The following is a 26,480-nucleotide window of genomic DNA, read 5'->3' as shown; positions in this document are numbered from 1 at the left end:
GGAGTGAAAATGGCGGATTTTTCCGAGATTATCGATCAGGGGCAGCTAAAAGAACACATGCAGAATGCTCTTTTGGCGGATAAAATATCTCATGCATACATAATATCCGGAGAAGTCGGCTCGGGAAAAGAATTTGTGGCAAGAATTTTTGCCAAGGCACTCCAGTGCGAGAACAGAGAAGAGCGGGACGGATACACGGAAGCGTGCAACACATGCCCATCCTGTGTAAAGGCACTAAGTGACAGCCATCCCGATATAATAACGATAACTCATGAGAAGCCGGGAAGTATAGGTGTTGACGACATCAGACAGAAACTACGCGATGATGTTGTCATAAAGCCATATGAGAGTAAGCATAAAGTGTACATCATCCCGGAAGGCGAAAAGATGACACCGGCAGCACAGAATGCGCTTCTTAAGACGCTTGAAGAGCCGCCGTCATATATAGTCATAATAATTCTTACAAGCAATATCAATGCTTTTCTGCAGACAATCATAAGCAGATGCATAGTACTGCCAATGAAGCCTGCTCAGGACGATTCTATCAAGAAATATCTTATGGAAGAGTGTCAGGTGGTGGATTATAAGGCGATGCTCTGTGCGTCTTTTGCGAGGGGAAATGTCGGAAAAGCGCTGGAACTTGCGTCAAATGAGCGTTTTGAAAACCTCAAAGATTCCACGATTGAGCTTATATCTAAGTTAGAGCGGCTTGAGATCCACGATATCATGGACAGGCTGCATACTCTGCTTGCGCCTTTGGAAGAAGACGCCAAGACAGCGAAAAAAGGAATCGACTCAAAGAACTTTGAAGACTTTATGGATATTCTCGTTTTTTTGTTCAGGGATATGCTTGTCTACAAGGCGACTGAGAATCCCGATCACTTGATTTTCACTGATAAGTTGTCGTATATTAGAAGTGTTACAGTTAACATTTCATATGAAAAACTGAACGAAATAATAAAAACAATGGATCAAGCGAGAAATCGCATAAACTCCAATGTTAATATAGATCTTGTACTTGAGCTTATGCTCATTGCAATTAAGGGGTACATTTATGACAAGAGTAATCGGCGTTAGATTCAGAACAGCCGGAAAGATATATTTCTTTTCACCGGGAAAGTATGTGATCAAAAAAGGCGATCACGTAATCGTAGAGACAGCCCGTGGAGTTGAGTACGGAACAGTAGTTGGAGAGCCCAGAGAGGTGGAAGACAGCGAGGTTGTCAAGCCACTCAAATCGGTGCTTCGAACAGCAAGTACTAAAGACGACGAGCAGGAGAAGGCCAACAGGGAAAAAGAGAAAGAGGCATTCAAGATCTGTCTTGAGAAGATCAAGAAGCACAATCTTGAGATGAAGCTTATAGACGCTGAATATACCTTTGATAATAACAAGATTCTCTTTTACTTTACTGCGGACGGCAGAATAGATTTCAGAGAGCTGGTAAAAGATCTCGCGGCTGTATTTAAGACAAGGATTGAGCTCAGGCAGATCGGCGTAAGAGACGAGACCAAGATTATCGGTGGTTACGGTATTTGTGGAAGAACACTTTGTTGCCACACTTACCTTTCCGATTTCGTTCCCGTTTCGATCAAGATGGCCAAAGAGCAGAGCCTTTCCCTTAATCCGACCAAGATTTCCGGAGTTTGCGGAAGACTTATGTGCTGTCTTAAAAACGAAGAGGATGTTTACGAAGAGCTTAACCGCATGATGCCAGGAGTCGGTGACTTCTGCAAGACGAAGGACGGATACGAGGGTGAAGTTGCGAGCGTTAATATCCTTCGCCAGACGATAAAGCTCCTTGTCGATGTTGACGACGAGAAGGAAGTACACGATTATAAGCTTGATGAGATTGAGTACACCAAGAAGAGACAGAAGAAAAAGAATAATACAAAAGACAATCACCGTGATGATGAGGATGTCAAAGAGCTTGAGAAGCTTGAGCGCATAGAGAAACAGGAAGGAAAGTCAAAACTTGGGGACAATTAATCTTAAACCCGGAGAAAGACTGGATGATCTTCAAAGGAACGGCTATAGGATAATACAAGATCCCGAAAAATTTTGTTTTGGAATGGATGCGGTATTATTGTCGGGATTTGCGGATGCACCGGAAAATGGCAGAGTGCTTGACCTTGGAACCGGAACCGGAATAATACCGATATTGATGGCAGCCAAGACCAAGGCAAGTGAACTTATAGGATTGGAGATTCAACCTGAAAGCGCTGAGATGGCGGACAGAAGCGTTGAACTAAACGACCTCCGAGATCGGGTGAAAATAATTCAAGGCGATATTAAAGAGGCAGGTCAGATATTCGGAGCTGCTTCTTTTGATGTTGTGACAAGTAATCCGCCTTACATGATCGGTGGGCACGGACTGCAGAATCCGGACGGGCCGAAAGCGATTGCAAGACACGAAGTTCTGTGTGAGTTAAAAGATGTAGTGGCAGCGGCGGCAAAATGCCTTAAGCCCGGCGGCAAGTTCTACATGGTACACAGACCGTTCCGACTTGCGGAGATAATGGTCACAATGCATGAATATAAGCTGGAGCCAAAGAGAATGAGGATGGTTCATCCTTTTATCGACAAAGAGCCCGGCATGGTTCTCATTGAAGGAGTAAGGGGAGGAAAATCAAGGATAAAAGTTGAGAGTCCTCTCATAATCTACGAAGAACAGGGCAAATACACAAAGGAAATATTCGACATCTACGGATATTGATAAAAGCATCAAAAAGGAAATACGGATGAGCGGAACACTATATCTGTGTGCGACACCCATAGGAAATCTCGACGATATGACCTTCAGGGTTTTGGACACACTTAAGCAGGTAGATCTCATTGCGGCAGAGGATACGCGAAACAGCATTAAGCTTCTTAATCACTTCGATATCCACACTGAAATGACAAGCTATCACGAATACAATAAATATGACAAGGCGCAGTATCTTATTGAGCAGATGCAGCAGGGAAAAGATGTTGCTCTTATAACAGATGCGGGAACGCCCGCGATATCAGATCCGGGTGAAGTTCTTGTGGCTGAGTGTCATAAGGCCGGAGTGCCCGTAACTTCTCTTCCTGGACCGGCTGCATGTATAACTGCACTTACACTTTCGGGGCTGAGTACGAGAAGATTTTGTTTTGAAGGTTTTTTTACCCGCATCGGATGATAAAAAAGCAAGAAAAAGAATTCTCGAAGATCTGAAAACCGAGAGCAGGACGATCATATTGTACGAAGCGCCTCATCACCTCAGGGCGGTTCTTGATGACCTTTATGAAACTCTCGGAGACAGAAGAGTGAGCATATGCAGAGAGCTTACAAAAAAGTTTGAAGAAGTTAACGTAACGACACTTGCACAGGCCATTGTTTTTTACAAAGAAAATGAACCCAGAGGTGAATACGTGCTTGTTCTAGAAGGGAAAAGCCTTGAGGAACAGGAAGAAGAAAAAAGGCAGAGCTGGAAAGAAATGAGCATCGAAGATCATATGAAATATTATGAAGATGAGGGATTTTCTCATAAGGATGCGATGAAAAAAGTTGCTGCGGACCGAGGAGTCGGAAAACGCGAGATATATCAAGCTCTTTTGGAAAACAACGAGAAGTAAGCCATAGCATTTTTCAGTCGAATTTGTTTTTTTTGTGCTAAATTCTTGTTAAAAGATAGACTTTGTAGTATAAAAGAAGTATCGGTCATAATTTGTTTTCTTTTCAAAAGATGATTGAAAAGAGAGTACAATTTATTACATAAGATCAAAAATAAAAGAAGAGAGGTCAAATCAGATGGCAGAGATTAATTTAAGTCAGTATGGTATCACAGGAACAACTGAGATAGTTCATAACCCTTCATATGAGTGCTTATATGAAGAAGAGTTAAAGCCTGAACTTACAGGTTATGAGAAAGGACAGGACACAGAACTTGGTGCTGTCAACGTTATGACAGGTATCTACACAGGACGTTCACCTAAAGATAAATATATCGTTATGGATGAGAATTCTAAGGACACTGTATGGTGGACAACAGAGGAGTATCCTAACGATAACCATCCTATGACAGAAGAGACATGGGCAAAGGTTAAGGAGATCGCAAAGAACGAGCTTTGCAACAAGAGACTTTTCGTTGTTGATGCATTCTGCGGAGCAAACAAAGATTCTCGTATGGCAGTTCGTTTTATCGTTGAGGTTGCTTGGCAGGCTCACTTCATCAAGAACATGTTCATTCAGCCTACAGATGCAGAGCTTGCAGATTTCAAGCCTGATTTCGTAGTATACAACGCTTCACTTGCAAAGGTTGAGGATTACAAGGCACTTGGACTTAACTCTGAGACATGTGTAGCATTCAATATCACAAGCCGTGAGCAGGTTATCATCAACACATGGTACGGCGGAGAGATGAAGAAGGGTATGTTCTCAATGATGAACTACTACCTTCCTCTTAAGGGCATGGCTTCTATGCACTGCTCAGCTAACACAGATATGGACGGAAAGAACACAGCAATCTTCTTTGGTCTTTCTGGAACAGGTAAGACAACACTTTCAACAGATCCTAAGAGACTCCTCATCGGTGATGACGAGCACGGCTGGGATGACAACGGTGTATTCAACTTCGAAGGTGGTTGCTACGCTAAGGTTATCGGCCTTGACAAAGAGTCTGAGCCTGATATCTACAACGCTATCAAGAGAGATGCTCTTCTTGAGAACGTTACAGTTGCAGCAGACGGAAAGATCGATTTCGAAGATAAGAGCGTAACAGAGAATACTCGTGTATCTTATCCTATCAACCACATCGACAACATCGTACAGAAGGTTAACAAGATCTCTGCAGGTCCTGATGCGAAGAACGTTATCTTCCTTTCAGCTGACGCTTTCGGAGTACTTCCTCCTGTATCAATCCTTACACCTGAGCAGACTCAGTACTACTTCCTTTCAGGTTTCACAGCTAAGCTTGCAGGAACAGAGAGAGGAATCACAGAGCCTACACCTACATTCTCAGCTTGCTTCGGACAGGCATTCCTTGAGCTTCATCCTACAAAGTACGCTCAGGAGCTCGTTAAGAAGATGCAGAAGAGCGGAGCTAAGGCTTACCTCGTAAACACAGGATGGAACGGAACAGGTAAGAGAATTTCTATTAAGGATACTCGTGGAATCATCGATGCAATCCTTAACGGTGATGTAAACAAGGCTGAGACAAAGAAGATCCCGATCTTCGATTTCGAAGTTCCTACATCACTTCCCGGAGTTGATCCTGCAATCCTTGATCCCAGAGATACATACGCTGATGCTTCTGAGTGGGAAGCAAAGGCTAAGGATCTTGCACAGAGATTCAACAAGAACTTCAAGAAGTACGAAGGAAACGCAGACGGCAAGGCACTTGTTGCTGCAGGCCCTCAGCTTTAATTTAAAATTAAGTCTTGGACTTATGATAAAAGGCGTCGAGAGAATATCTCGGCGCCTTTTGTAATATAGCATGATATAAAAAAGAGCTATGGTTTATGAAGTGATTTATTATTCATAACCATAGCTCAATATTTTTACTTTTAATTCTTAGCTGTTCTTTTTCTCGTGCTCAAGGGAAGCCTTAATGAAGCCTGAGAAAAGAGGATGAGGCCTGTTGGGACGAGACTTAAGTTCGGGATGAGCCTGTGTAGCGATGTGGAAATCGTTTTCAGGAAGCTCGATCATCTCAACAATACGTCCGTCAGGTGACAATCCGCAAAGCTTCATTCCGTTACTTACAAGAACACTTCTGTAATCGTTGTTTACTTCGTATCTGTGACGGTGACGCTCTGTAATGTTCTCTGAACAAAAGAGTCTGTAAGCCATTGAATCCTTATCAAGTACGCAAGGATATGAACCGAGACGAAGTGTTCCGCCGATATCCTCTACGCCGTTCTGATCGGGAAGAAGAGCGATCATCGGATGAGTTGTGTTAGGATCAAACTCGATTGAGTGAGCATCGTTGTATCCGATAACATCTCTTGCAAACTCAATGATAGCAAGCTGCATTCCAAGGCAGAGACCAAGGAAAGGAACGTTGTTCTCGCGGGCATATTTGATAGAGTGGATCATACCTTCGATACCACGGTCGCCGAAACCACCGGGAACAATGATACCGTCAACATCTGAGAGAATAGAAGCAACATTGTCTTCTGTAACCTCTTCAGAATCTACCCATTTAATATCAACGGCTGTCTGATTAGAGATACCGCCGTGCTTAAGAGCTTCAACAACACTGATATATGCGTCGTGGAGCTGAGTATACTTTCCGACAAGTGCGATCTTAACTTCGTGGCTGAGTGAGTAAAGAGTATCAACCATTGCCTTCCAGTCTGTGAGATCGGGCTCGGGACAATTAAGGCCGAGGCACTCACATGCAACGTGAGCCAGATGCTCTTTTTCCATTGCAAGCGGAGCTTCATAGAGATACTCAAGATCAAGGTTCTGAAGAACGTGATTGCTGGGTACGTTACAGAAGAGTGCGATCTTGTCCTTGGTATCCTGATCGAGTGAAACCTCAGAACGACATACGATAACGTCGGGCTGAAGACCCATTCCCTGCATAGTCTTAACAGCTGACTGAGTAGGTTTTGTCTTGATCTCCTGAGAAACACGAAGATAAGGAATGAGAGAAACAAGGATGAGCATAGCATTCTCGTGACCTACTTCATGCTGGAACTGTCTGATCGCTTCAAGGAAAGGCTGGCTTTCGATGTCTCCGACTGTTCCGCCGACCTCAATGATCGCGATATGTGTCTCATCATCTGTGAAGTTCCTGTAGAACTTACTCTTGATCTCATTTGTGATATGAGGGATAACCTGTACTGTGCGTCCGCCGTAATCTCCGCGGCGCTCTTTCTGAAGAACGGACCAGTAAATCTTACCGGTTGTAACGTTGGAATTTTTATCAAGATTCTCGTCAATAAATCTTTCATAGTGACCAAGGTCAAGGTCAGTTTCAGTACCGTCTTCGGTAACGAAAACTTCACCGTGCTGAACGGGGTTCATTGTTCCGGGGTCGATGTTGATGTAAGGGTCAAATTTCTGCATTGTAACCTTGTAGCCGCGTGCCTTCAACAATCTTCCGAGTGAAGCAGCGGTGATTCCCTTACCTAGTCCGGATACGACACCACCTGTCACAAAAATATACTTTACTGCCATTTTAAATATTCCTCCTGATCTTTTGACGAGATAAAAATTTTAATAACAAAACAAGTTATTATTATATAATTTCGCCGGAGTAAAATCTATACATAAGTGGAAATAATTTAATAAAACTTTCAGAATCAACAATTGAAATAATAAATTGTACACTATATAATGGTTAAATGTGAGGGCAAAAGCCCACATGCTGTCGACTTTTCAGAAAATAGTGTCGACTGAAACATTATTACTACAATAGTATAGCATATAGATATAAGGAATAAATAGAATGGATAACAATCAAAATCAGAGAAATAACAACCCCATGGGGGGCGGTGGATCCAATTCACCAAGAAGACAAAATATTATTTTGTTACTTGTTGCAGCACTTATTACAATGGTCTGCATGACATATTTTCTCAGAGCATTTTCTTCAGAGACCAACAAAGAGATATCTTACACTGAGTTTATCAGCATGGTCAATGAGGGAAAAGTTGAGAAAATAGTTATCGAGTACGACAGGATAAACATTTATCCCAAGGAAGAGGAAAACAAGGATCAGAACAGCCTTAGATATGCATATTGGGCAGGTGTGGACCAGATTACTTACTTTACAGGTAAAGCGGAAGATGACAGCGACCTTACAAAGAGAATGCTTGATGCGGGAGTTGAAGTCAGCAGCGAAGTTCCCGATAATGCGGGACTTATCGTTTCGTTCATTCTTCAGTATGTTGCACCTGTACTTATATTCTGGCTCATTCTTTCAGTGATCTTCAGAAGAATGGGAAGAGGCGGCGGCCCTCTCGGTGTAGGTAAGAGCAATGCCAAGGTCTACGTTCAGAAAGAAACCGGCGTGACGTTTAAGGATGTTGCAGGTGAGGATGAGGCAAAAGAGTCACTTGTGGAAGTCGTTGATTTCCTTCATAATCCGTCAAAGTACGCCAAGATTGGAGCTAAGCTTCCAAAGGGAGCACTTCTTGTGGGACCTCCCGGAACAGGTAAAACACTTCTTGCCAAGGCAGTTGCGGGCGAGGCACACGTTCCTTTTTACTCACTTGCAGGTTCAGACTTCATCGAGCTCTATGTCGGTGTCGGTGCAAGCCGTGTAAGAGATCTTTTCAGCGAGGCAAGCAAAAATGCGCCTTGTATCATTTTCATAGATGAGATCGATGCCATCGGAAGAAGCCGTGACAATAAGTACGGCGGCGGAAATGAAGAGAGAGAGCAGACACTTAACCAGCTCCTTTCTGAGATGGACGGATTCGATTCATCAAAGGGTGTACTTATCCTCGGAGCAACAAACAGACCCGAGATCCTTGATAAAGCTCTTTTAAGACCCGGTCGTTTCGACAGAAGAATCATCGTTGATAAACCCGATCTTAAGGGAAGAGAAGAAATCCTTAAGGTTCATTCCAAGGACGTTAAGATGGATGAGACCGTTGATCTTAAGGAACTTGCTCTTGCAACGGGCGGTGCGGTAGGATCCGATCTTGCCAACATGATCAATGAGGCTGCTATCAATGCGGTTAAGGCAGGAAGAGAATTTGTATGCCAGAAAGACCTTATGGAAGCTTTTGAACAGGTTATCGCAGGAAAAGAGAAGAAGGATTCAATTCTCAGCAAAGAAGAGCGTAAGCTTGTAAGCTACCATGAAGTTGGTCATGCTCTTGTGAGCGCTATTCTTTCAAATACAGAGCCTGTACAGAAGATTACCATAGTTCCCAGAACAAAGGGCTCACTTGGATATGTTCTCCGTCTTCCTGAGGATGAGAACCATTTAAGAACAAAAGATGAACTCATGGAGCAGCTCATTGTTTCGCTCGGCGGACGTGCGGCTGAGGAACTTATATTTAATACTGTAACAACAGGTGCTATGCAGGATATCGAGGATGCAACAGCTACTGCAAGGAATATGATCACACTTTACGGTATGAGTGACAGATTCGGACTTATGCAGCTTGAATCCATCCAGAACAGATATCTTGACGGAAACAGAGTCCTTCAGTGCAGTGATGAGACTGCAACACTTATTGATGAGGAAGTTAAGGCACTTCTTGCAGAATGTTATGAGAAGTCCAAGAAAATCCTCAGTGAGCACCTTAATACGATCGACAAGATAGCTGAGTTCCTTATTGAGAAAGAGACAATAACAGGAAAAGAATTCATGAAGATATACAGGGAAGTTGAAGGCATCCCTGAACCCACAGAGGAAGAGGCAGAGGAGTCAAAGAAAAAGCGTATCTACGCTGTAAGACCTGAATCTGCCAAGATCGGCGAGAATATTCCTTTGAGGGAAAACAAGAAAAAAGACAATGATTCCGAGGCTTCAAAAGAAGCAGAGAAGGCTGAAGCTCCCAAGGAAACAGAGGAGCAGATTGCACCTGCAACTGAAGAAAAGACTGAGGAAAAGAGCGTAACAGCATCCGAAGAGAATGCTTCAGGCGGAAGATTTTCACACGTTCCGGATAATTTTGACAATAAGTAAATAATAATTCCCCCCGCTTTTTGGTTTTGCGCCTGTATAACGGCAAAAATGCAGATGGCGGGGGTTTTTGCATTAACGGATTGTCGTATTATCATCGGTATATTATAATGTTAATGCGCTGTAGTCAGTGCTGTGATTACGAAATGGCGATTTTTCGCGGTAATACAGACACAGAGAACATAAGGTAGATCAGGAATGAATTATAAGATTTGTATAAGTACAGATAAAGGAATTGTCAAACAGGTCAATCAGGACGCCACGATGGTGAAGGTTGCCAGTACTTCCGCATACGGAAGGATAGTGATGGGAGTTTTGTGTGACGGAATGGGTGGACTTTCCCACGGAGAAGTTGCAAGTGCGACAGCAATCGAAGGCTTTGCACATTGGTTTGTTACGGACCTTCCGAGGGCACTTACGAGAGAAAACTCGACAGAGCGCCTTGATACGGTGGAGAAGCCGGATATAATGACAGAAGTTGAGCGCCACTGGATGTCGCTTGTAAGAGATATCAACATCAATATATTAAGATACGGCGATGAGAACAGATGCAGACTCGGAACCACAATAGTTGCATTTATAGAAGTTGCCGGTGACTATCTTATCATGAATGTCGGAGACTCAAGAGTTTACAGCGTTGAATCAAATAAGATGACTCTTTTGACACATGATCAGAGTGTAGTGCAGGATATGATGGACAAGGGCCTTATGACTGAGGAAGAGGCAGAGAAGAGCCCGCAGAAGAGTATTCTTTTGCAGTGCGTAGGTGCGTCGGATATAGTTGTGCCTCAGTTCGTACGAGGCAGGGTTAACCCCGGTACATCGATACTTATGTGCTCGGATGGATTCTGGAGGAAACTTTCCGAAGGAGAAATAATTAGTAAATTCACGAAGAGCAGAGCTTTATCTGAGGAAGAAATGAAGAAGGAACTGGACAATATGGTTGATCTTTTGAAGGAAAGAGGCGAGACAGATAACATTTCCGCAATCCATATTGCCATAGATTAAGGGAAACATATGTTAGAAATTGGAAGCATTGTCGGCGGCAAGTATAAAGTACTGAATATTATTGGTCAGGGTGGTATGAGTACCGTTTACCTGGCTATGAATGAGCGTGCGAACAAGCAGTGGGCAATTAAAGAGGTCAGAAAAGACGCAGTTACCAACTACCGCGTTGTGCGTCAGAGCCTAATTACAGAGACCGATCTGTTAAAAGAGCTCTCACATCCCTATCTTCCCAGTATAGTGGATGTCATAGACGAGGACGGAAGATTCCTCATCGTAATGGATTACATTGAAGGAAACACCTTGGAGAAAGCGCTTAGGCTCCTTGGACCTCAGCCGCAGGAATATGTAATTGAGTGGGGCATACAGCTGTGTGATGTGCTTGGATACCTTCACACCAGAAAGCCGCCTATCATATATAGAGATTTAAAGCCCGGAAATATCATGCTCCGTCCAAACGGAACAATTACACTTATTGATTTCGGAACAGCGAGAGAATATAAGGAAGCCAATACGGGAGATACATCATACCTAGGAACAAGAGGATATGCAGCTCCCGAACAGTTCGGCGGAATGGGACAGACTGATGCAAGGACGGATATCTATTGTCTGGGAACGACAATGTATCATCTTGTAACGGGACACAATCCCGGAGAGCCTCCGTTTGAGCTGTATCCTATAAGATACTGGAATCCGCAGCTTTCACCCGGACTTGAGTATATTATCGCGAAATGTGTTCAGAATAATCCTGATGACAGATATAACTCCTGTGCGGAGGTTATGTACGATCTCCAGAATTACAAGGAGCTCGACAGAGGATACAAGAAGACAGCAAAGATCAGTATTGCGCTTTTTGCCGCAGTAGTAGCACTTTTCGTCGTATTCCTTTCATCTGCGGTGTCATTCAAGGTTAAGGCCAATACGATACAGAAAGAGAATTACACGCATTACATAACAGAAGCAAAAGGTGCTGCAGATAACCTTACATCCGTTGAGATGTATGCGAAGGCCATAGCGATGCAGCCTGAAAATAAGGATGCGTATATAGATCTTTTGGATAACTTCTTCCTTATCGATGATAACTTCTCTGAGGAAGAAGATAAGCAGTTAAGGTCTATACTCATTACTCCCACAAAAGAGGGAACCGTTGAAGAAGCTCTTGCGAAGAATAAAGATGCTTATGCGGAGATAGCTTACAAGCTTGGAATAGCATATTATTATTGTTATAAGGAAGAAGGCAATAAGCAGATGGCAATCAAGTGGCTTGAGATTGCTGCAGAAAACAATAAGCTATCAACTGCGCAGCAGGAAAGAGCGAAGCGTCTCGGAAAGATTGCCGGTTATTACAACGTGATAGGTAATTCAACTAAGAACGGCGATAAAGTGGTTAGTTACAAAGAGTTCTGGGGTGACCTTGTAGCGATAGCAGACGGCGATATCGCAGCTGTTGATAACGAAACAACGGCGCTTATCATCTATAAGGAGATAGCAAGCCAGGTATATAACAATGCGGATAAGTTTTTGAAAGACGGAGTAACATATGAGGAAATTAATGATGAGATAACCCTCTTACTCAGAAGCATTGATTATATCGTCAGCAACTACGAGCTTACAGACAGAACCAGAGAACTTGTCAGCGAAGACCAGAGAAATTTAGCGCTTGCAAAGGATGCGCTTGAAACCGCCGCAGGCAAAAAGAAGAATGGATAAAAGATGAACGATATAGAATTATACAACCTTATGGCGCTCATATCCGCCGGAGTAGCGCTTATAATGCTTGTGCTTGCCATAGTAATGTGGATTAAGCTTGATATAAGGCATTATATAGCCGTGCTTACGGGAACCGAGGCCAGAAAAAGAATAGAAAACTTAAGGAAATCAGCGGAAGCCGGAAGCGTCCATGCAGATGTTTACGGAAGCAACAATAAGGCCAAGCTTTCATGGAATACATCGGAAGGTCTTGCGAGAGTTGCAGCGATGGAGATTTCCGATGAAGACGGAACAGTTGTCCTTGCACCTACAGGTACCATGCAGAGAGAAGGCACAACGGTGCTTGAGAGTAGCGAAGAATACGCAACAACAGTATTAAACGCAATAAAAGATTCAGAATTTGTTGTTGAAAGAGAAATAGTTAACAGAGGCGATGAGTGATTTTGACGTCAAAGAAGAATTAAAGAAACTTCCCAATAAGCCCGGCGTATACATTATGCGTGATTCAAACGACACCATAATGTACGTTGGGAAAGCGGTTAACTTGCACAACCGTGTCAGGTCTTATTTTCGAGCAAATATCGGAAGAGGACCGCAAATAGACAGAATGGTTGAGCAGATTGCCCGCTTTGAGTATATCGTGACGGATTCTGAGCTCGAAGCCCTCGTTCTTGAGAATAATCTCATCAAAGAGCATTGTCCCAGGTATAATACCCTTCTAAAAGATGACAAGACATATCCCTATATTAAAGTGACAGTCTCGGAGGATTATCCGAGAGTTCTTTTTTCCAGATTGATTAAAAAAGACAGATCGAGATACTTCGGCCCGTTTACGAGTGCTGCGGCTGTTAAGGATACGATCGATCTTATAAACAAACTCTATGGCCTTAGGACATGTAACAGGGTTCTTCCAAGGGACATAGGGCTGGACAGACCGTGCCTTAATTACCACATGAAGCAGTGCAGCGGTCCCTGTACAGGCGATATTACCAAGGAAGAGTACAGAGAGCGCGTTGACAAGGCGCTTGAATTTTTAAACGGAAACTACGGGCTTATTATAAAAGAGCTTGAGCAGAAGATGAATGATGCTTCGGAAGAACTTGATTTTGAATCCGCTGCGAAATACAGAGATCTTCTTTCGAGTGTCAGAGTCGTTGCCCAGAAACAAAAAATGACAGACTCGTCAATGGAAGACAAAGACATAATCGCTATAGCTTCAGACGAGAACGATGCAGTGGTACAGGTCTTTTTCGTAAGGGACGGAAGACTGATCGGAAGAGAACACTTCTATATGACTCATGTGTCAGAAAATCCGGAAAAAGAAATCCTTCTCAATTTCGTTAAGCAGTTCTATGCCGGAACACCTTTTATTCCCAGAGAATTGGTGCTTCCTGAACCCATTGAGGATATGGAGATAATTCAGGAATGGCTCAGCGAGAGGAAAAGCAGCAGAGTCTACATAACCGTTCCCGAAAGAGGACAAAAAGAAAAACTCATGGAACTTGCGGCTCAGAACGCAAGGCTTATTTTGTCCAAGGATAAAGAGAGGATAAAACGCGAAGAGGGCAGAACCATCGGCGCTGTAAAAGAGATAGAAAAGCTCCTTGGACTTAAGGATATCAGCCGAATGGAGGCATATGATATTTCCAATATAAGCGGCTTTGCAAATGTAGGTTCCATGGTAGTTTACGAAAAGGGAAAGCCCAAGAAGAGCGACTATAGGAAGTTTAGAATCCAGTCGGTTTCAGGGCCCGATGACTATGCGTGCATGCACGAAGTGCTGACAAGAAGGCTTCTTCATGGAATCGAAGAAAAGAAAGACCTTGAAGTAAGGGAGATTGACGCAAGATACGGAAGTTTTACCAAGTTTCCCGACCTGATATTGATGGACGGAGGAAGAGGACAGGTCAATATCTGTCTGAAAGTTCTCGATGAACTTGGAATCACCATCCCTGTGTGCGGAATGGTGAAGGATGACAATCACAGAACCAGAGGGCTTTATTATAACAATGTCGAGCTTCCGATAGATACAAGATCGGAGGGCTTCAAACTTATCACAAGGATACAGGATGAGGCGCATAGATTTGCTATCGAGTATCACAGGTCACTACGTAGTAAAGCGCAGGTTAAAAGCTCGCTTGATGACATCCCGGGAATTGGTCCGTCGAGAAGGAAGGCGCTGATGAAGCATTTTAAGTCCATAGAAGACATAAGAAATGCTTCAGCTGAGGAAATTGCTGAAGTTCCGGGGATTCCTGTAAATGTTGCGATAAAAATTAAGGAGTTTTTAAGCGGGAATAAATAGAATATCTGATTAATTTATCCGAAAAAACACATGCTTAAAAAGTGGCTAAAAAGGCCACTTTTTTTAATTGAAAAATTTAATGCGATTTTCGATATTTTTAGCAGAAAATCTATTGCTATTATCAAAAAAAAGATGTAATATTAGCGAAGCTGAATTAACATTCAATAACAATTCATTAACAGCTTGATTACAAATGCTTGGGAAAAAGCATGAGAAAAGTCTGGGATAGCTTGGAGGAAAGTATGAAGAAGGTCAAATTAAGGTCTATGGCGAAAAGAATGCTTCCGGTAATGTTGATACCGATTCTTTTGTTCGGAAACTATGCCACAATCACGGCTTCTGCTGAGGAAGTAACTGCTCAGGAGAAGGCAGTGGAGGAGAAGGCTACTGAAGAGAAGAAGTCTGAGGAAAAGGCTTCAGAGGAAACAAGCAAGGAAGATAAGGCTAAGGAAGAGAAAGCTGCTGAGGAAAAAGCCAAGGAAGATAAGGCTAAAGAAGAGAAAGCTGCTGAAGAAAAAGCCAAAGAAGATAACTCCAAAGAGGAAAAAGCCAAAGAGGACAAATCTAAGGAAGAAAAGGCAAAAGAAGATAAGTCTAAAGAAGAGAAAGCTTCAGAGACTAAGGCTTCAGAAGACAAGAAAACCACAGAGACAACTGACTCCAAGACTGATAAGAGCAAAGAGTCGGACGAGAGTGACAAGAAAAGTGATAAGAATGAAGATAGCTCTAAGTCTGATGAAAGCACACCGGATGTGGTAGAACCTGTAAAGAACGTAGACGACGTACTTGAGAACAAGCAGGAGACCACACCTGAAGAGACTGAAAAGAAGGAAGATACAGACAAAAAGCCTGTTAAGAAAAAAGATAAAAAGGTTACAATAAGTTTCGATATACAGAACAAAGGCAATAGCGGATTGAAGATTTCTGCTGAGGATAAGAATGACATAGGCAGATACTATTCTTTTAATGTTGACGGAGAAGAAGATTCTGCAGAGGTTGTTTTCAGCTATTCTATTGCAAGTTTTTATGAATTGTATTTTGTTTCAGGTGACGAGTTCACTGTAGATGCAAAGGAACATACCATCACATGCAAATTGGAAGACCTGAAGGACGGCGAGAATAGGTTCAAGTTCACAGGTAAAGTTGATGTGACAGATAAAGACGCTCCTGCAATCTCAGAGCCCGGAGCAAAGGGAGATGCGGATTACACAGGAAGCAACGGAGAAGCTGTTGTAGCAGGTTCAGACAAGTCAAAGCCTGCTTTCACAGTAAAAGTTACTGACGATGGATCGGGCGTTGATAAGGTTTATGCCGTAGATTCATATGGCACACAGCGTGAAATGTCAGGAGATGACGGTTCATATTCATGGTCTCCTTCAAATTACGGAAATTACAAGATCGTAAAGGTAATCGCTAAAGATAAACTTGGAAACAAGTCAGAGAGCGGAGTGGGAGATATTCCTCTTATCTGCTACTATGCTTCAGATGAAGAGAAGGATTTCAGAGTAAATACAAAGACGGAAGACTGGTATTCACTTGCAGCACATAATGAATCAAACTTTATGCTTGAAGTAACAGGTATATCCAACCGTGAGGTTCAGGAGATCACAGTATCCGATGTATCAACAAAGGTAGATATCTCAAGAAGCAACTACGGCGGAAGATATACATTCAGAGCCAATATTCCGCTTCCTGTAAAAGAAGGCGAAAAAGAATATGAAGTAAAATGTCTTTTCTACGGAGACAAAGAGGCAAAGACAATTGCAAAGAAGACAGTAAGAATCGATAACACAGCACCTTCTGCAGAAATTATAGTAGACGGTGAAGAAGAGAAGCTCACTCCTTTTGAGAGATTCCTTCGTCTGTATGACAGATTCGGATGGTTTGCTTCAAACAAAGACATAAATGTCCTTATCAAGGTTCCAAAGAACTGCGACGGCGAGACAAAAGATAAGAAAACCAGCGGATTCTACGGTATTGTTTACAACGTAAACGGCCAGAGAAGAGAAAAGACAATTAACGATGCAAGCGGCAAGAGTGATAAAGAATATTACGTATTTGAGGAAAGAGTTCGTTCATATGGCGGATTATCAGAGTGCAAATACGATGTAGAAGTAGTAAGTATCAGAGACTATGCAGGAAACGTGGCAGATCACGTTGAAGGCGGAACAGGTTCATTCGTTATCGATAAGTCTGCACCTACCATCGTTTACGACGTTGACGGAATGGTTGCACAGGACGAGAACAGAATGTATTTTGGCGGCAATGGTCGCGGTACGGTAACAATCGAAGATATGGATCTTGATATTGATTCTATCAAGTTTACAGAAGGTTCCGGAGACAACTTCAAGTATGCTATTCCTTCTTACAATGAAAAAGAGAGCGACGGAAAGCATAAGGCTGTTTACGATTTCAGACTTGAAGGCGACGGAACATACAAGATCGAGACATATGCTAAGGATACACTCGATCAGGAAAATACAGCGCTCAGTAATGAGATGGTTGTTGATACAACAGCTCCCAAGATTGAGATTTCTTATGATAAAGAAGCTCCTTCGGCAGACGGAAACAAGTACTATGCACAGAACGTGCAGGTAACCGTTAAGGTAGATGAGAAGTGGCTTGATGAGACTAAGTCTTTTGTATATATCAAAAAGCTTGATGTTTCAGGCGCAGAAGTAGGTCATGCACCTCTTAATGACTGGAGCGGAGACCTTGGAGATGAGAGCCATCAGATCACATTTACAACTGACGGCGACGGAATGTATCAGATTTCGGTTGAAGCTTATGATATGTCCGAGAACCACGAAAGCGCAGAAGGAAACAAGTTTGGTGTAGATACTACAGTACCTGAGGTAACACTTACATTTGATGAGAACGATCCTCAGAATGACAAGTACTACAACAAGCCCAGAACAGCTACTCTCACAGTTACAGACTTCTCTTTCTACAACGAGGGAGAAACACTTGATATCGACCAGAAAGTTGGCGGTGCAGAAGTAGACGGATGGGCAAACACAGGCCTTAACACATACACACGTACAATTAAGTTTGCGGAAGACGGATTCTACAGCTTCAATTTCCTTTGCAAGGACAGAGCGGGAAATGAGTCAAAGAATGTTTATGAAAAAGAATTTGTAATTGACCGCACATCACCTGAAATAAATGTTACATACAACAAAATAGCTGTTGGAAACGAGAAGTTCTACAAGGACACAAGAGTTGCAAACGTAGACATTAAGGAAATGTCTTTTGCAGACAAGCTCGTTGAAGTTACACCTCAGTCTATTCCTGATGTTTCATCGGTACCGGCACTTGCAGGATTTGCTTCAAACAACTTCAACAACGTTTCACATATCTCATTCAGTGAGGATGGAACATACGGCTACACAATCAAGTGCACAGACCTTGCAGGAAATACATCAAAAGAATTTACATCAGATGTATTCATCATCGACAAGACAGCACCTGAAGTAACATTCTCAGGAGTTGAAAACTACTCAGCAAACAACGGTGTTGTAGCACCTTCAGTAGTTTATGGAGATAAGTACATTGATATAGAGGCTTCCAAAGTTGCTCTTAAGGGCGCAAACAATGGCGGCGTAAACGTAGAATGTGCAATTAAGCCTATTGAGAACGGCTTCTCAGTTTCATACAGCGACTTCTCACACGATAAGAAGATGGATGACCTGTATGTACTCGAAGCAACAGTTCGCGACAAGGCAGGAAACGAGACCAAGGATAAGCTTGTGTTCTCAGTTAACCGTCACGGTTCGGTATTCGTAATCGGTGACGTTGCAAAGAAGTTCAACGAGAAGTACTACATAAATGAGCCCAAGGATATCACGATCACAGAGATCAACATCGACGAGCTCACACAGAAGAACGTTTCAATAAGCCGCGACGGAGATATCAAGGACCTCAGAAAGGGAAAAGATTTCTCAGTTAAGCAGCAGGGAAATGAAACATCTTGGAAGACATACACATACACAATTTCCAAGAACAACTTCAATGAAGACGGTGTTTATGCATTAACCGTTTACAGTAAAGATAAAGCTACAAACGTACAGGATAACAAATCAAGAGATGCAGAAGTATCCTTTGCAATTGATATGACCGCACCCGGAATTGTTGCCGCAGGAATTGAACAAGGCGGAGTATACAAACAGGAATCACTCGACTTCAACGTCAACGTAACAGATAACATGGGCGTATCAAAGCTTTCTATCTGCAATAACGGAGAAGAAATTGATTCTTGTACAGGAGAAGAGCTTGAGGAAAAAGGCGGAGTAAGAAGTCTTACACTTAAGGAAGCCGATAAGGTACAGGAAATCACGGTTATTGCCGAGGACCTCGCAGGTAATAAGGAAACAATGGCAATTGGCGGAATACTCGTAACAACCAAGCAGGAAGTAATTGATGATAATAAGACTGCTTTGGATCCCGAGCCCGGACATAAGCCCGGAAATGTACCAAGCCCTGCAAACAGCATGTCATATTTTGTATTTGCAATTGCTGCAATCGCAACATTGTCAGTCGGCGGCGGAGCAATCTGGCTTATTAGGATGAAGAAATAAATAAAAAAATAAATAACAAACAAAAGAGCAGTTTAACGACTGCTTTTTTGTTTGGGAAAAATAATTTCACATTTGTTTTTTCGTATGAAAATATATTGTCAATTGCGCAGAACTGCGGTACTATAAACGATGCTGGGCGTATTAGCCCGCATGCTTTTGGGGAAAAGCATATAAAGTCTGGAAATATCTTGGAGGAGAAGTATGATGTACACCAAAGTCAAGGCTATTGCGAAAAAAGTGCTTCCGGTTATGATGGTACCAGTTCTTTTATTCGGCAATTATGCCACAATCACGTCTTATGCAGATGATGTCGAGATATCTGCAAGTTCCACAGAAGAAAAACAAAAAACAGAAACAGAACAAAACAGTACAAGTACAGAAAATGGCCCTACAACGAATGGTCCTGTAATAATCGATGGAGAGGATAAGTCCAAACCGGTTGAGCCAAAGAGCGAGTCCGGAGCAGAACAGGATATTTCAAATTCCGGTGATTTAAACAAGCAGGAAGATGAAAAATTGGGCGGCGCATCAGAGCAGAGGGATGAAGCCGGCAACGATTTACCAAAGCAGAATGGCGTAGGTGCCGATGGTTCAACGGAACAGAATGGTAAAGAAACCGTAGAGCCAGGCAATGCAGAATCATACGATTTAGGAAAAATGGACGGAGCAAAAAGCAAAGATGTAGCTCGAAATTTGCTGACATCTATGGCTGTTATCGGTAATACCGGAAATCAATTAGATTTTTTGACAAAAGCCAAAGACGGAGTGTCTAATCAGGATAATCAGGCGAAGAATACCACTCCCTCAACTCCCAAAGTAAAAAAATGCAATATATCATTTAAAATTGAGAATAGAGCCGAAGGTGATTTTAAGCTTTATTTGGATGGTGATGAAATCGACGGTAATACATATTCTTTTGACGTGTCGGAAGACAGTGAGTCAAGAGAAATTGTTTTTAACTATGCACTTGCCGACAACTACAAGCTGGAAGAAGTTTCGGGCGGCACTATAGATACTGAAGAAAAAACTATCACATGTTCATACGAAGATATTGATTTCGGCGATGATAGTGAAAATGATGCCGGAAACAATAATGACAACGAAAACAATAACGATAATGATGCCGGAAACAATAACGACAACGAAAACAGTAGCGAAAACAATAACAACGACGGTGATGGCGAAAACAACACAGATAATACTAACAGCGGAAGCAATAGTGGAAGCCATGGACAGGAAGAACTCAGCAAAGATTACACATTCTCCGCTACAGTGATCAAGATCGACGCCGAAGGCCCTTCCATTGAATCACCTTCTATAAACACTGAAACGGGTGCGGTTCAATATGAAGGAAGCGACGGAAAAAGTGTTATAGCTTCATCAAATAACGATAATCTGGTATTTACAGTAAAAGTAAAGGACGAGAAGTCAGACGTTGACGAAAACGAAGTGTTTATTGTTGACTCGAAAGACGCAAAGCACCTACTGACTAAGCGCGAGAATGATGAAAACATCTATACCTGGTCACCAAGCGAGGTTGGCAACTATTCGATCAAAAAAGTAATCGCAAAAGATAAGTGGGGCAACGAATCATCCATTCCTAATAATGATGATGATGAAATGTCGGATCTCTTTAATTCTTTCCCGACAATCTGCTATTATCCGGAAGACGAGGAGAACAAGTTATCTGTTAACACTATCGATAATGAAGGAGAGTGGCAGCAGGTTAACTCAAAAACGTTTGGAATGACGATTGAGACTGAGAATAAAACAGTCAGAGAGATAGAGTCGGTAAAGATAAAGAAAACAGACGAGAGCGGAAATACGTCTGAAATTCCTGTCGATAAATCTCAGATACAGCGCAGCTTTTCAAATGATTCAAGTTCAGACGGAAAGCACTATTTCAGCGTAACAGTTAATATACCTGTAGAAGAAGGCGAAAAGATTTATGAAGTAAGCTGCCATTTTTACGGCGACAGCGAGAAAGACGAAAACGATAATGACATAGACTTATACAAGCAGGTTGCCACGAAGACTGTTAGAATCGACAACACGGCTCCCTCAGCGGAGATTGTTGTTGAAGGTGATGAGAATGAGATTAACCTCACTTCATTTGGCAGATTTTTCCACGATTTTACGCGAGGATGGTTTGCGGCTAACAGCGATATAACTGTACTCATCAAGGTTCCGAGGAACTGCGACGGTGCGACGGATGTCAAGAAGGTCAGCGGTTTCGATAGCATAACATACAAGGTTAATTATGACGGTAAAGACAAAGTAGTAACCAAGAAAATCAACGACATTAACGCTTCTAAGAGCACGGATGAGTATTATGTGTTCGAGGAAAAGATAAGATCAACAGGCGAACTTAACATAGACGATTATAAAGTTCAAGTGCTCAGTATTTGCGACGCTGCAGAAAATGTCGCAGATCATGCGAAGGACAACAAAGAGTTTGGAAGGACAAGATTCATTATAGACAGAACTGCACCGACTATTGTTTATGATATCGACGGACAGGTTGCGCAGGACGAAAACAGACTTTATTTTGATGGCAGCGCACGCGGAAAGGTAACTATCGAAGATATCGATCTTAAGGTTGATTCAATCAAATTCAGAAACGAAGACGGATCGGTTAAGTATGTAGTTCCTTCTTATAATGAAAAAGACAGCACTGAACTTAGCAAGCGCATTTACGATTTCCTTCTCGAAAACGACGGTGCATACAAGATTGAGACAACTGCCAGTGATACCCTCGGACAGACAAGTTCTGAAACAAGCACAGAGATAGTTGTCGATAAGACTGCCCCCAAGATTGAGATAACCTATGATAAAGAAGCACCTTCCGCAGACGGAAACAAGTACTATCCTTCAAACGTTCAGATCACTGTAAAGGTAAACGATAAATGGCTTGATAAAACAAGTTCTTTTGTCCGTGTGAAAAAAATTGATGTGGCAGGCGGAGAAGTTGGTGTTGAGCCGCTGAATAACTGGAGCGGAGATCTTGGCGACGATGAGCATGTCATAACATTTACAACTGACGGCGACGGTTTCTACCAGGTTTCGGTTGAAGCGAATGATATGTCAAAGAACCATGACAGCGCTGAAGGAAACAAGTTTGGCGTAGATACTACGGTTCCTGAAGTTACGCTTACATTTGACGAGAACGATCCTCACAATGATAAGTACTATGATAAGGCAAGAACAGCAACCATCACGGTTACAGATTTTTCTTTTAACGAAGATGAAGCGAAGCTTGCAATTGATGAGCAGGTTGGAAAAGCATCAGCAAGTGGCTGGGCAAACACAGCGGTTAATGTGTATACGCGCACGGTTAGCTTTGAGCAGGACGGAAAGTATACGCTCAAGTTTAACTGTAAGGATAAGGCGGGAAACAGCTCCAATGAGGTTTCTGAGGCGGAGTTCGTAATCGACCGTACAGCGCCTGAGATAAATGTTTCATATAACAGCCTTACACCCGGAAACGGTAAGTATTACAAGGATACACGAATCGCAAATGTAAATATTAAAGAGATGTCTTTTGACGACAAACTTGTTGAACTGGCGCCTCAGCCTGTAAGCGACTTGGGTACAATGCCGGGACTTGGCGGTTTCTCGTCATCGGATGACAAGAATGTTTCGCAGATCTCATTCAGCGAAGACGGAACATACGGATATATCATTAAATGTAAAGACCTTGCGGGCAACACGGCAACCGAGTACATGTCGGATATATTCGTTATTGATAAGACAGCTCCCGAAGTTAACTTCTCAGGAGTTGAGAACTTCTCGGCCAACAACGGCGAGGTTGCGCCTACTGTAGTTTACGGCGATAAATACATTGATATTCAGGCATCTAAGGTTACTCTGAAGGGCGCAAACAACGGACCTGTAAATGTCGGAAGCAGCGTGAAGCAGATAGAGAACGGATTTGCGGTTTCATACAGCGATTTTGCGCATGACAAGAGCATGGACGATCTGTACGTGCTTGAGGCGACCGTTTGCGATATGGCGGGAAATCAGACCAAGGACGAACTTGTCTTTTCCGTTAACCGCCACGGTTCGGTATTCGTTGTCGGCGATGTGGCCAGAAAGTTCAATGAGAAATATTACATTAACCAGCCAAAAGACATCACGATAACTGAGATCAACATCGATGAGCTCACTCAGAAAGATGTTTCGATAAGCCGCGACGGTAATATCAGAGAGCTTGTCAACGGCAAGGATTATGCTGTCAGTCGCCAGGGAAGCGATACTTCATGGAAGACATATACATATACGATCGGTAAAAAGAACTTTGGAACGGACGGAATTTACTCCGTAACGGTTTACAGTAAGGACAAAGCTACAAACGTTCAGGATAACAAGTCAAGAGATGCCGAGATTACTTTCGCGGTGGACATGACGGCGCCGGGTATCGTATCTGCAGGACTTGAAGAGGGCGGCGTATACAAACAGGATTCAATTGACTTCAATGTTGATGTTACAGACAACATGGGGGTTGAGAACCTCACTATCTACAAAGACGGTCAGATTGTCAAGGCATGCACCGGAGAAGAACTCGAGGGAGCAGGAGGCGTAGAGACGATCACTCTTAACGAGTCTGAGGAAAGACAGTCCGTAACTGTTATCGCACAGGACTATGCCGGCAACAAGGAGACGCTCGCAATCGGAGGTGTTCTTGTATCAACCAAGGAAGTTCCTGTCGAGACAGAGGATATTCTCGGTCAGAAAAAAGAGAATCCTCACAAAAAGAATGCGGCTAAAAACAGCTTATCATTCTTCGTTTACGCTCTTGCTGCTGTGGCAGCGTTGTCCGTTAGCGGAGGAGCGGTATATTTACTTAAAGTAAAAAGTAAGGTTGAAAAATAAGATTATGTGATAGAATAAATATCATAATATTAAGATACAGTGCAGTAATTCATGGAATTTGGTAAAAGATCTAGTCTTAAAAATTTACAGGAAAAGAACACACTGATGCGGAATTTTTATCACACAATCATAATCAATATTCACAGAATTATTTTTTATCTTATTAAGTCAAATATATGGCTTAGGCATATCGAGAGACATTCAGCAGAAGAGCGATATGCGCTTGCAAACGAGATGGTCGCTTGGTCGAACAAGTCATCCGGATGTAAGACTATTGCTTACGGATACGAGAATCTTCCGAAATGTCCGACGGCACATTGTTGGAGGCGAAATCCGCAGATTGTTTTCGGTGGATTTCTTACTCCGATTGTGTGGTATTTCTTAAGACCGCGGGCTGACAGTTGTGATGCCGCAAATTGTTGTAGTTTTATTTCAGAAAGCGCATTTCGTTTTTGAAATAAGGCCATGACATATAGTCACAGCCTTTGTACTTTTAAAGTTTTATATTAAGTTAGCATCTGGTTTTCGAATGCGGCATGGATTATGTCTGCATCGATGACCGTGCTCTGGCACTGAGAACCAATGGTTATGGCATCGGTCATAAGGTTATCGATAAGACGCGGATTCCACTGGGTAGTACTATGAATCACTGATAATGCGGCGGAGTCGATGATGGTCTTTGAGTCTCCTGCAAGACCTATCTTGTGAAGTATGTACTTTGCAACTTCATTGTCATCAAGTCCGTTATAGTTGTAGTGGACAGTGATTCTTTGGCGAAGAGCTTCATGTACGGGGTTCCTTAGGATATCATTTAAGTGAGATTCTCCGCATAGTATAAGTGTAAAACAGTTTACTGAATCGTATCCGTAGTTCATGAGCATTTATATGTCATTGAGGATACAGGTGTTTAAATACTGAGCTTCATCGATTGCGAGAAGCAGAGGCTGTCTTTTTTCTTTGCAAAGATAAGAAATCTGCGACTGTATAGCTTTGAATATAGTGGGGGTTCCGCCTTTGTCGGAAACACCGAGTATGCTGCAGAACTGTTTGTAGAAATCTGAAACGCTTATGGTGGATAAGCACATGTATTCCATGTGATGAAGACTTGAGTTTAAGTCGTTTGCAAAACACCTTAAGGCATATGATTTTCCTATGCCGGGGCTTTCAGTAAAAACGCCTATGCCTCGGATATCTTTAAGATAGTTGAGGCGGTTGGTCATTTACTTAAAGTCATTAGAGATGAAAAAGTCCTTTTCTTTTATCTGTTGTTTGTCGAAAGGGTTGTAGGATAGACCGTAAAAGCTATTGAACATAAGATCTCACATCCAATCTTTGAGTAATCAATGGGGGTCTGACGTTTGGTATGGCAGTTTTAATTGCGATTAGTCCTGCGTATCGGATAGTGTTTTTTTGTCAAAAAATATGTAGGCAGAATCCATGTCACCTGGGAGAAAACGGATTTCTATTTTTGAGGATATGAACTGCATGGGAACATCATAGCTGGCCTTATCGATTGAAACAGTGGAATCTTTTCTTACCTTGCGTGTTATGCGGTTTAGGAAGCATTCATCGAGCCATTCCTGTGATGCAGGTGTTTGGAGCTTGTACTGGGAATTCAGATATCTGTTCATCGGCGTAGAGTCTATGCCACGGTGAAAGGTGGTATTGTAGTTACGCATGTAATCTTTGAGCATGCCGTTGAACTGCTCAAGAGATTCAATAGACTTTATATCAAGAGCGTAGAGCCATCTTTCCTTTAGAGTTCTAAAGTGGCGTTCTACTTTACCCTTACTGGTACCGTCTCTTACTTTGGTATGAAGGAGACCAAGTCCCATTGATACGCAGATCATGGAAAGTTGTTCTCACTAGTTTTGCCTGGAACATAGCCCTTGGCTTACGCTCCAGAAGGTCAATGTAATGCTCAAGACGATATTCAGTTTTGTTCTTTCCATAGGCACGGTCATGAGTTGCTATGAGAACGCCTTTGTGATAGATATGCACTGTATTGGCATAGCCTTTTACAGTAACATCCTTCCTGAGATATTTAACAGGTACTGAGTAGTTGTTCTTATCAAATCTTACTGTTGAGTAATCACCAACAGAGGGAGTCTCGGTTTTGCTGGTATCAAACCTGTAAGCAGGTACGGAATGGAGATAGTACCTTTCAACTTCATAGGCCTCTTTAACTGAAACTGATTTAGTGGTAATCTATGGGTGCTCATATAGTCAGTACATGAGGCAAGGAGCCTGGCGTTTAATTCGTCGATGCTCTTTACTTTTGGTACTGGCACCATAAAGTTCTTTCTTGCAAAACCTACATGGTTTTCAACAAGTCCTTTTTCATTTCCACTGGCTATGTTGTAGAATTCATTATTATAGGCATAATTATATTGTGATGT

17 protein-coding genes and 1 pseudogene are annotated in these 26,480 nt (G+C 42.5%); 13 read left to right on the top strand and 5 right to left on the bottom strand.

The genetic code is table 11. The features are described 5' to 3' along the window. Window positions 1-9 precede the first annotated feature (9 nt). The 5 genes and pseudogenes from CD00_RS0112085 to pckA all read left to right on the top strand — a co-directional run bounded on the left by CD00_RS0112085 (window position 10) and on the right by pckA (window position 5,387). A complete protein-coding gene (locus CD00_RS0112085; protein WP_026656203.1) occupies window positions 10-1,077 on the top strand; it encodes a DNA polymerase III subunit in 1,068 nt (355 codons plus the stop codon). Further along, window positions 1,055-1,987: a PSP1 domain-containing protein gene (locus tag CD00_RS0112080; RefSeq protein WP_026656201.1), complete on the top strand. Its 933-nt coding sequence runs from the start codon at window positions 1,055-1,057 to the stop codon at window positions 1,985-1,987. Before CD00_RS0112085 ends, CD00_RS0112080 begins: the two co-directional genes overlap by 23 nt. Continuing rightward, window positions 1,974-2,714: a tRNA1(Val) (adenine(37)-N6)-methyltransferase gene (locus CD00_RS0112075; RefSeq protein WP_026656199.1), complete on the top strand. Its 741-nt coding sequence runs from the start codon at window positions 1,974-1,976 to the stop codon at window positions 2,712-2,714. The genes CD00_RS0112080 and CD00_RS0112075 overlap by 14 nt, the downstream gene beginning before the upstream one ends. Window positions 2,715-2,739: 25 nt before the next feature. Further along, window positions 2,740-3,598: pseudogene (gene rsmI / locus CD00_RS21410) on the top strand (16S rRNA (cytidine(1402)-2'-O)-methyltransferase). Between the two features lie 175 nt (window positions 3,599-3,773). Beyond that, on the top strand, window positions 3,774-5,387 hold the full coding sequence (pckA, locus tag CD00_RS0112065; RefSeq protein ID WP_026656196.1) for a phosphoenolpyruvate carboxykinase (ATP): 1,614 nt from the start codon (window positions 3,774-3,776) through the stop codon (window positions 5,385-5,387). Between the two features lie 147 nt (window positions 5,388-5,534). Here pckA and CD00_RS0112060 read toward each other — a convergent pair whose 3' ends face one another. Then, window positions 5,535-7,148 carry a CTP synthase gene (locus CD00_RS0112060; protein WP_026656195.1) on the bottom strand — a complete coding sequence of 538 codons (1,614 nt, stop codon included), beginning with the start codon at window positions 7,146-7,148 and terminating at the stop codon, window positions 5,535-5,537. A 271-nt stretch (window positions 7,149-7,419) separates the two neighbouring features. Between CD00_RS0112060 and ftsH the strand changes: the two genes are divergently transcribed. The 8 genes from ftsH (at window position 7,420) to CD00_RS0112020 (ending at window position 24,537) form a co-directional block, all read left to right on the top strand. Next, window positions 7,420-9,615, top strand: a complete 2,196-nt coding sequence (gene ftsH, locus CD00_RS0112055) for an ATP-dependent zinc metalloprotease FtsH (protein ID WP_026656194.1) — start codon at window positions 7,420-7,422, stop codon at window positions 9,613-9,615. A 195-nt stretch (window positions 9,616-9,810) separates the two neighbouring features. After that, window positions 9,811-10,620: a PP2C family protein-serine/threonine phosphatase gene (locus CD00_RS0112050; protein ID WP_026656193.1), complete on the top strand. Its 810-nt coding sequence runs from the start codon at window positions 9,811-9,813 to the stop codon at window positions 10,618-10,620. A gap of 9 nt (window positions 10,621-10,629) precedes the next feature. Next, a complete protein-coding gene (locus CD00_RS0112045; RefSeq protein ID WP_026656192.1) occupies window positions 10,630-12,327 on the top strand; it encodes a serine/threonine protein kinase in 1,698 nt (565 codons plus the stop codon). A 3-nt stretch (window positions 12,328-12,330) separates the two neighbouring features. After that, on the top strand, window positions 12,331-12,768 hold the full coding sequence (locus CD00_RS0112040) for a hypothetical protein (protein ID WP_026656191.1): 438 nt from the start codon (window positions 12,331-12,333) through the stop codon (window positions 12,766-12,768). Next, window positions 12,761-14,632, top strand: coding sequence for an excinuclease ABC subunit UvrC (uvrC, locus tag CD00_RS0112035; RefSeq protein ID WP_026656189.1), 1,872 nt, complete (start codon window positions 12,761-12,763; stop codon window positions 14,630-14,632). Before CD00_RS0112040 ends, uvrC begins: the two co-directional genes overlap by 8 nt. 242 nt (window positions 14,633-14,874) lie before the next feature. Continuing rightward, window positions 14,875-19,209 (top strand): Ig-like domain-containing protein, encoded by a 4,335-nt coding sequence (locus tag CD00_RS19430; RefSeq protein ID WP_026656188.1) that lies wholly within the window; start codon window positions 14,875-14,877, stop codon window positions 19,207-19,209. 201 nt (window positions 19,210-19,410) lie between these two features. Continuing rightward, a complete protein-coding gene (locus CD00_RS0112025; protein WP_026656187.1) occupies window positions 19,411-24,081 on the top strand; it encodes an Ig-like domain-containing protein in 4,671 nt (1,556 codons plus the stop codon). A 105-nt stretch (window positions 24,082-24,186) separates the two neighbouring features. Next, on the top strand, window positions 24,187-24,537 hold the full coding sequence (locus CD00_RS0112020) for a hypothetical protein (RefSeq protein ID WP_026656186.1): 351 nt from the start codon (window positions 24,187-24,189) through the stop codon (window positions 24,535-24,537). A gap of 50 nt (window positions 24,538-24,587) precedes the next feature. Here the strand turns inward: CD00_RS0112020 and CD00_RS20730 are convergent, their stop codons facing one another. The 4 genes from CD00_RS20730 to CD00_RS21520 form a co-directional block, all read right to left on the bottom strand. Next, window positions 24,588-24,956, bottom strand: a complete 369-nt coding sequence (locus CD00_RS20730; protein ID WP_242838970.1) for a hypothetical protein — start codon at window positions 24,954-24,956, stop codon at window positions 24,588-24,590. Between the two features lie 6 nt (window positions 24,957-24,962). Beyond that, window positions 24,963-25,301, bottom strand: a complete 339-nt coding sequence (locus tag CD00_RS20725) for an ATP-binding protein (RefSeq protein WP_242838969.1) — start codon at window positions 25,299-25,301, stop codon at window positions 24,963-24,965. A gap of 162 nt (window positions 25,302-25,463) precedes the next feature. Then, the gene (locus tag CD00_RS18255) at window positions 25,464-25,931 is read right to left on the bottom strand and encodes a Mu transposase C-terminal domain-containing protein (protein WP_051594182.1); all 468 of its coding nucleotides are present in this window, start codon (window positions 25,929-25,931) and stop codon (window positions 25,464-25,466) included. Continuing rightward, window positions 25,870-26,289, bottom strand: a complete 420-nt coding sequence (locus CD00_RS21520; RefSeq protein WP_442856192.1) for a Mu transposase domain-containing protein — start codon at window positions 26,287-26,289, stop codon at window positions 25,870-25,872. The genes CD00_RS18255 and CD00_RS21520 overlap by 62 nt, the downstream gene beginning before the upstream one ends. Between the last annotated feature and the right edge of the window lie 191 nt (window positions 26,290-26,480).

This window comes from Butyrivibrio sp. AE3003 (assembly GCF_000686065.1).
Lineage (GTDB): Bacteria > Bacillota > Clostridia > Lachnospirales > Lachnospiraceae > Butyrivibrio > Butyrivibrio hungatei_A.
The sequence above is the reverse complement of the archived record's forward strand: the minus strand, read 5'-3'. Positions and strand labels throughout refer to the sequence as shown.

Excerpts from the sequence above, each read along its gene's own strand:
- CD00_RS20725 (WP_242838969.1), bottom strand. The coding sequence starts at position 25,301 with ATGACCAACCGCCTCAACTATCTTAAAGATATCCGAGGCATAGGCGTT.
- CD00_RS0112085 (WP_026656203.1), top strand. The coding sequence starts at position 10 with ATGGCGGATTTTTCCGAGATTATCGATCAGGGGCAGCTAAAAGAACAC.
- uvrC (WP_026656189.1), top strand. The coding sequence starts at position 12,761 with ATGAGTGATTTTGACGTCAAAGAAGAATTAAAGAAACTTCCCAATAAG.
- CD00_RS18255 (WP_051594182.1), bottom strand. The coding sequence starts at position 25,931 with ATGATCTGCGTATCAATGGGACTTGGTCTCCTTCATACCAAAGTAAGA.
- CD00_RS20730 (WP_242838970.1), bottom strand. The coding sequence starts at position 24,956 with ATGAACTACGGATACGATTCAGTAAACTGTTTTACACTTATACTATGC.
- CD00_RS0112020 (WP_026656186.1), top strand. The coding sequence starts at position 24,187 with ATGCGGAATTTTTATCACACAATCATAATCAATATTCACAGAATTATT.
- CD00_RS0112045 (WP_026656192.1), top strand. The coding sequence starts at position 10,630 with ATGTTAGAAATTGGAAGCATTGTCGGCGGCAAGTATAAAGTACTGAAT.
- CD00_RS0112060 (WP_026656195.1), bottom strand. The coding sequence starts at position 7,148 with ATGGCAGTAAAGTATATTTTTGTGACAGGTGGTGTCGTATCCGGACTA.
- CD00_RS19430 (WP_026656188.1), top strand. The coding sequence starts at position 14,875 with ATGAAGAAGGTCAAATTAAGGTCTATGGCGAAAAGAATGCTTCCGGTA.
- CD00_RS0112050 (WP_026656193.1), top strand. The coding sequence starts at position 9,811 with ATGAATTATAAGATTTGTATAAGTACAGATAAAGGAATTGTCAAACAG.
- ftsH (WP_026656194.1), top strand. The coding sequence starts at position 7,420 with ATGGATAACAATCAAAATCAGAGAAATAACAACCCCATGGGGGGCGGT.
- CD00_RS0112080 (WP_026656201.1), top strand. The coding sequence starts at position 1,055 with ATGACAAGAGTAATCGGCGTTAGATTCAGAACAGCCGGAAAGATATAT.
- CD00_RS0112040 (WP_026656191.1), top strand. The coding sequence starts at position 12,331 with ATGAACGATATAGAATTATACAACCTTATGGCGCTCATATCCGCCGGA.
- CD00_RS0112025 (WP_026656187.1), top strand. The coding sequence starts at position 19,411 with ATGATGTACACCAAAGTCAAGGCTATTGCGAAAAAAGTGCTTCCGGTT.
- pckA (WP_026656196.1), top strand. The coding sequence starts at position 3,774 with ATGGCAGAGATTAATTTAAGTCAGTATGGTATCACAGGAACAACTGAG.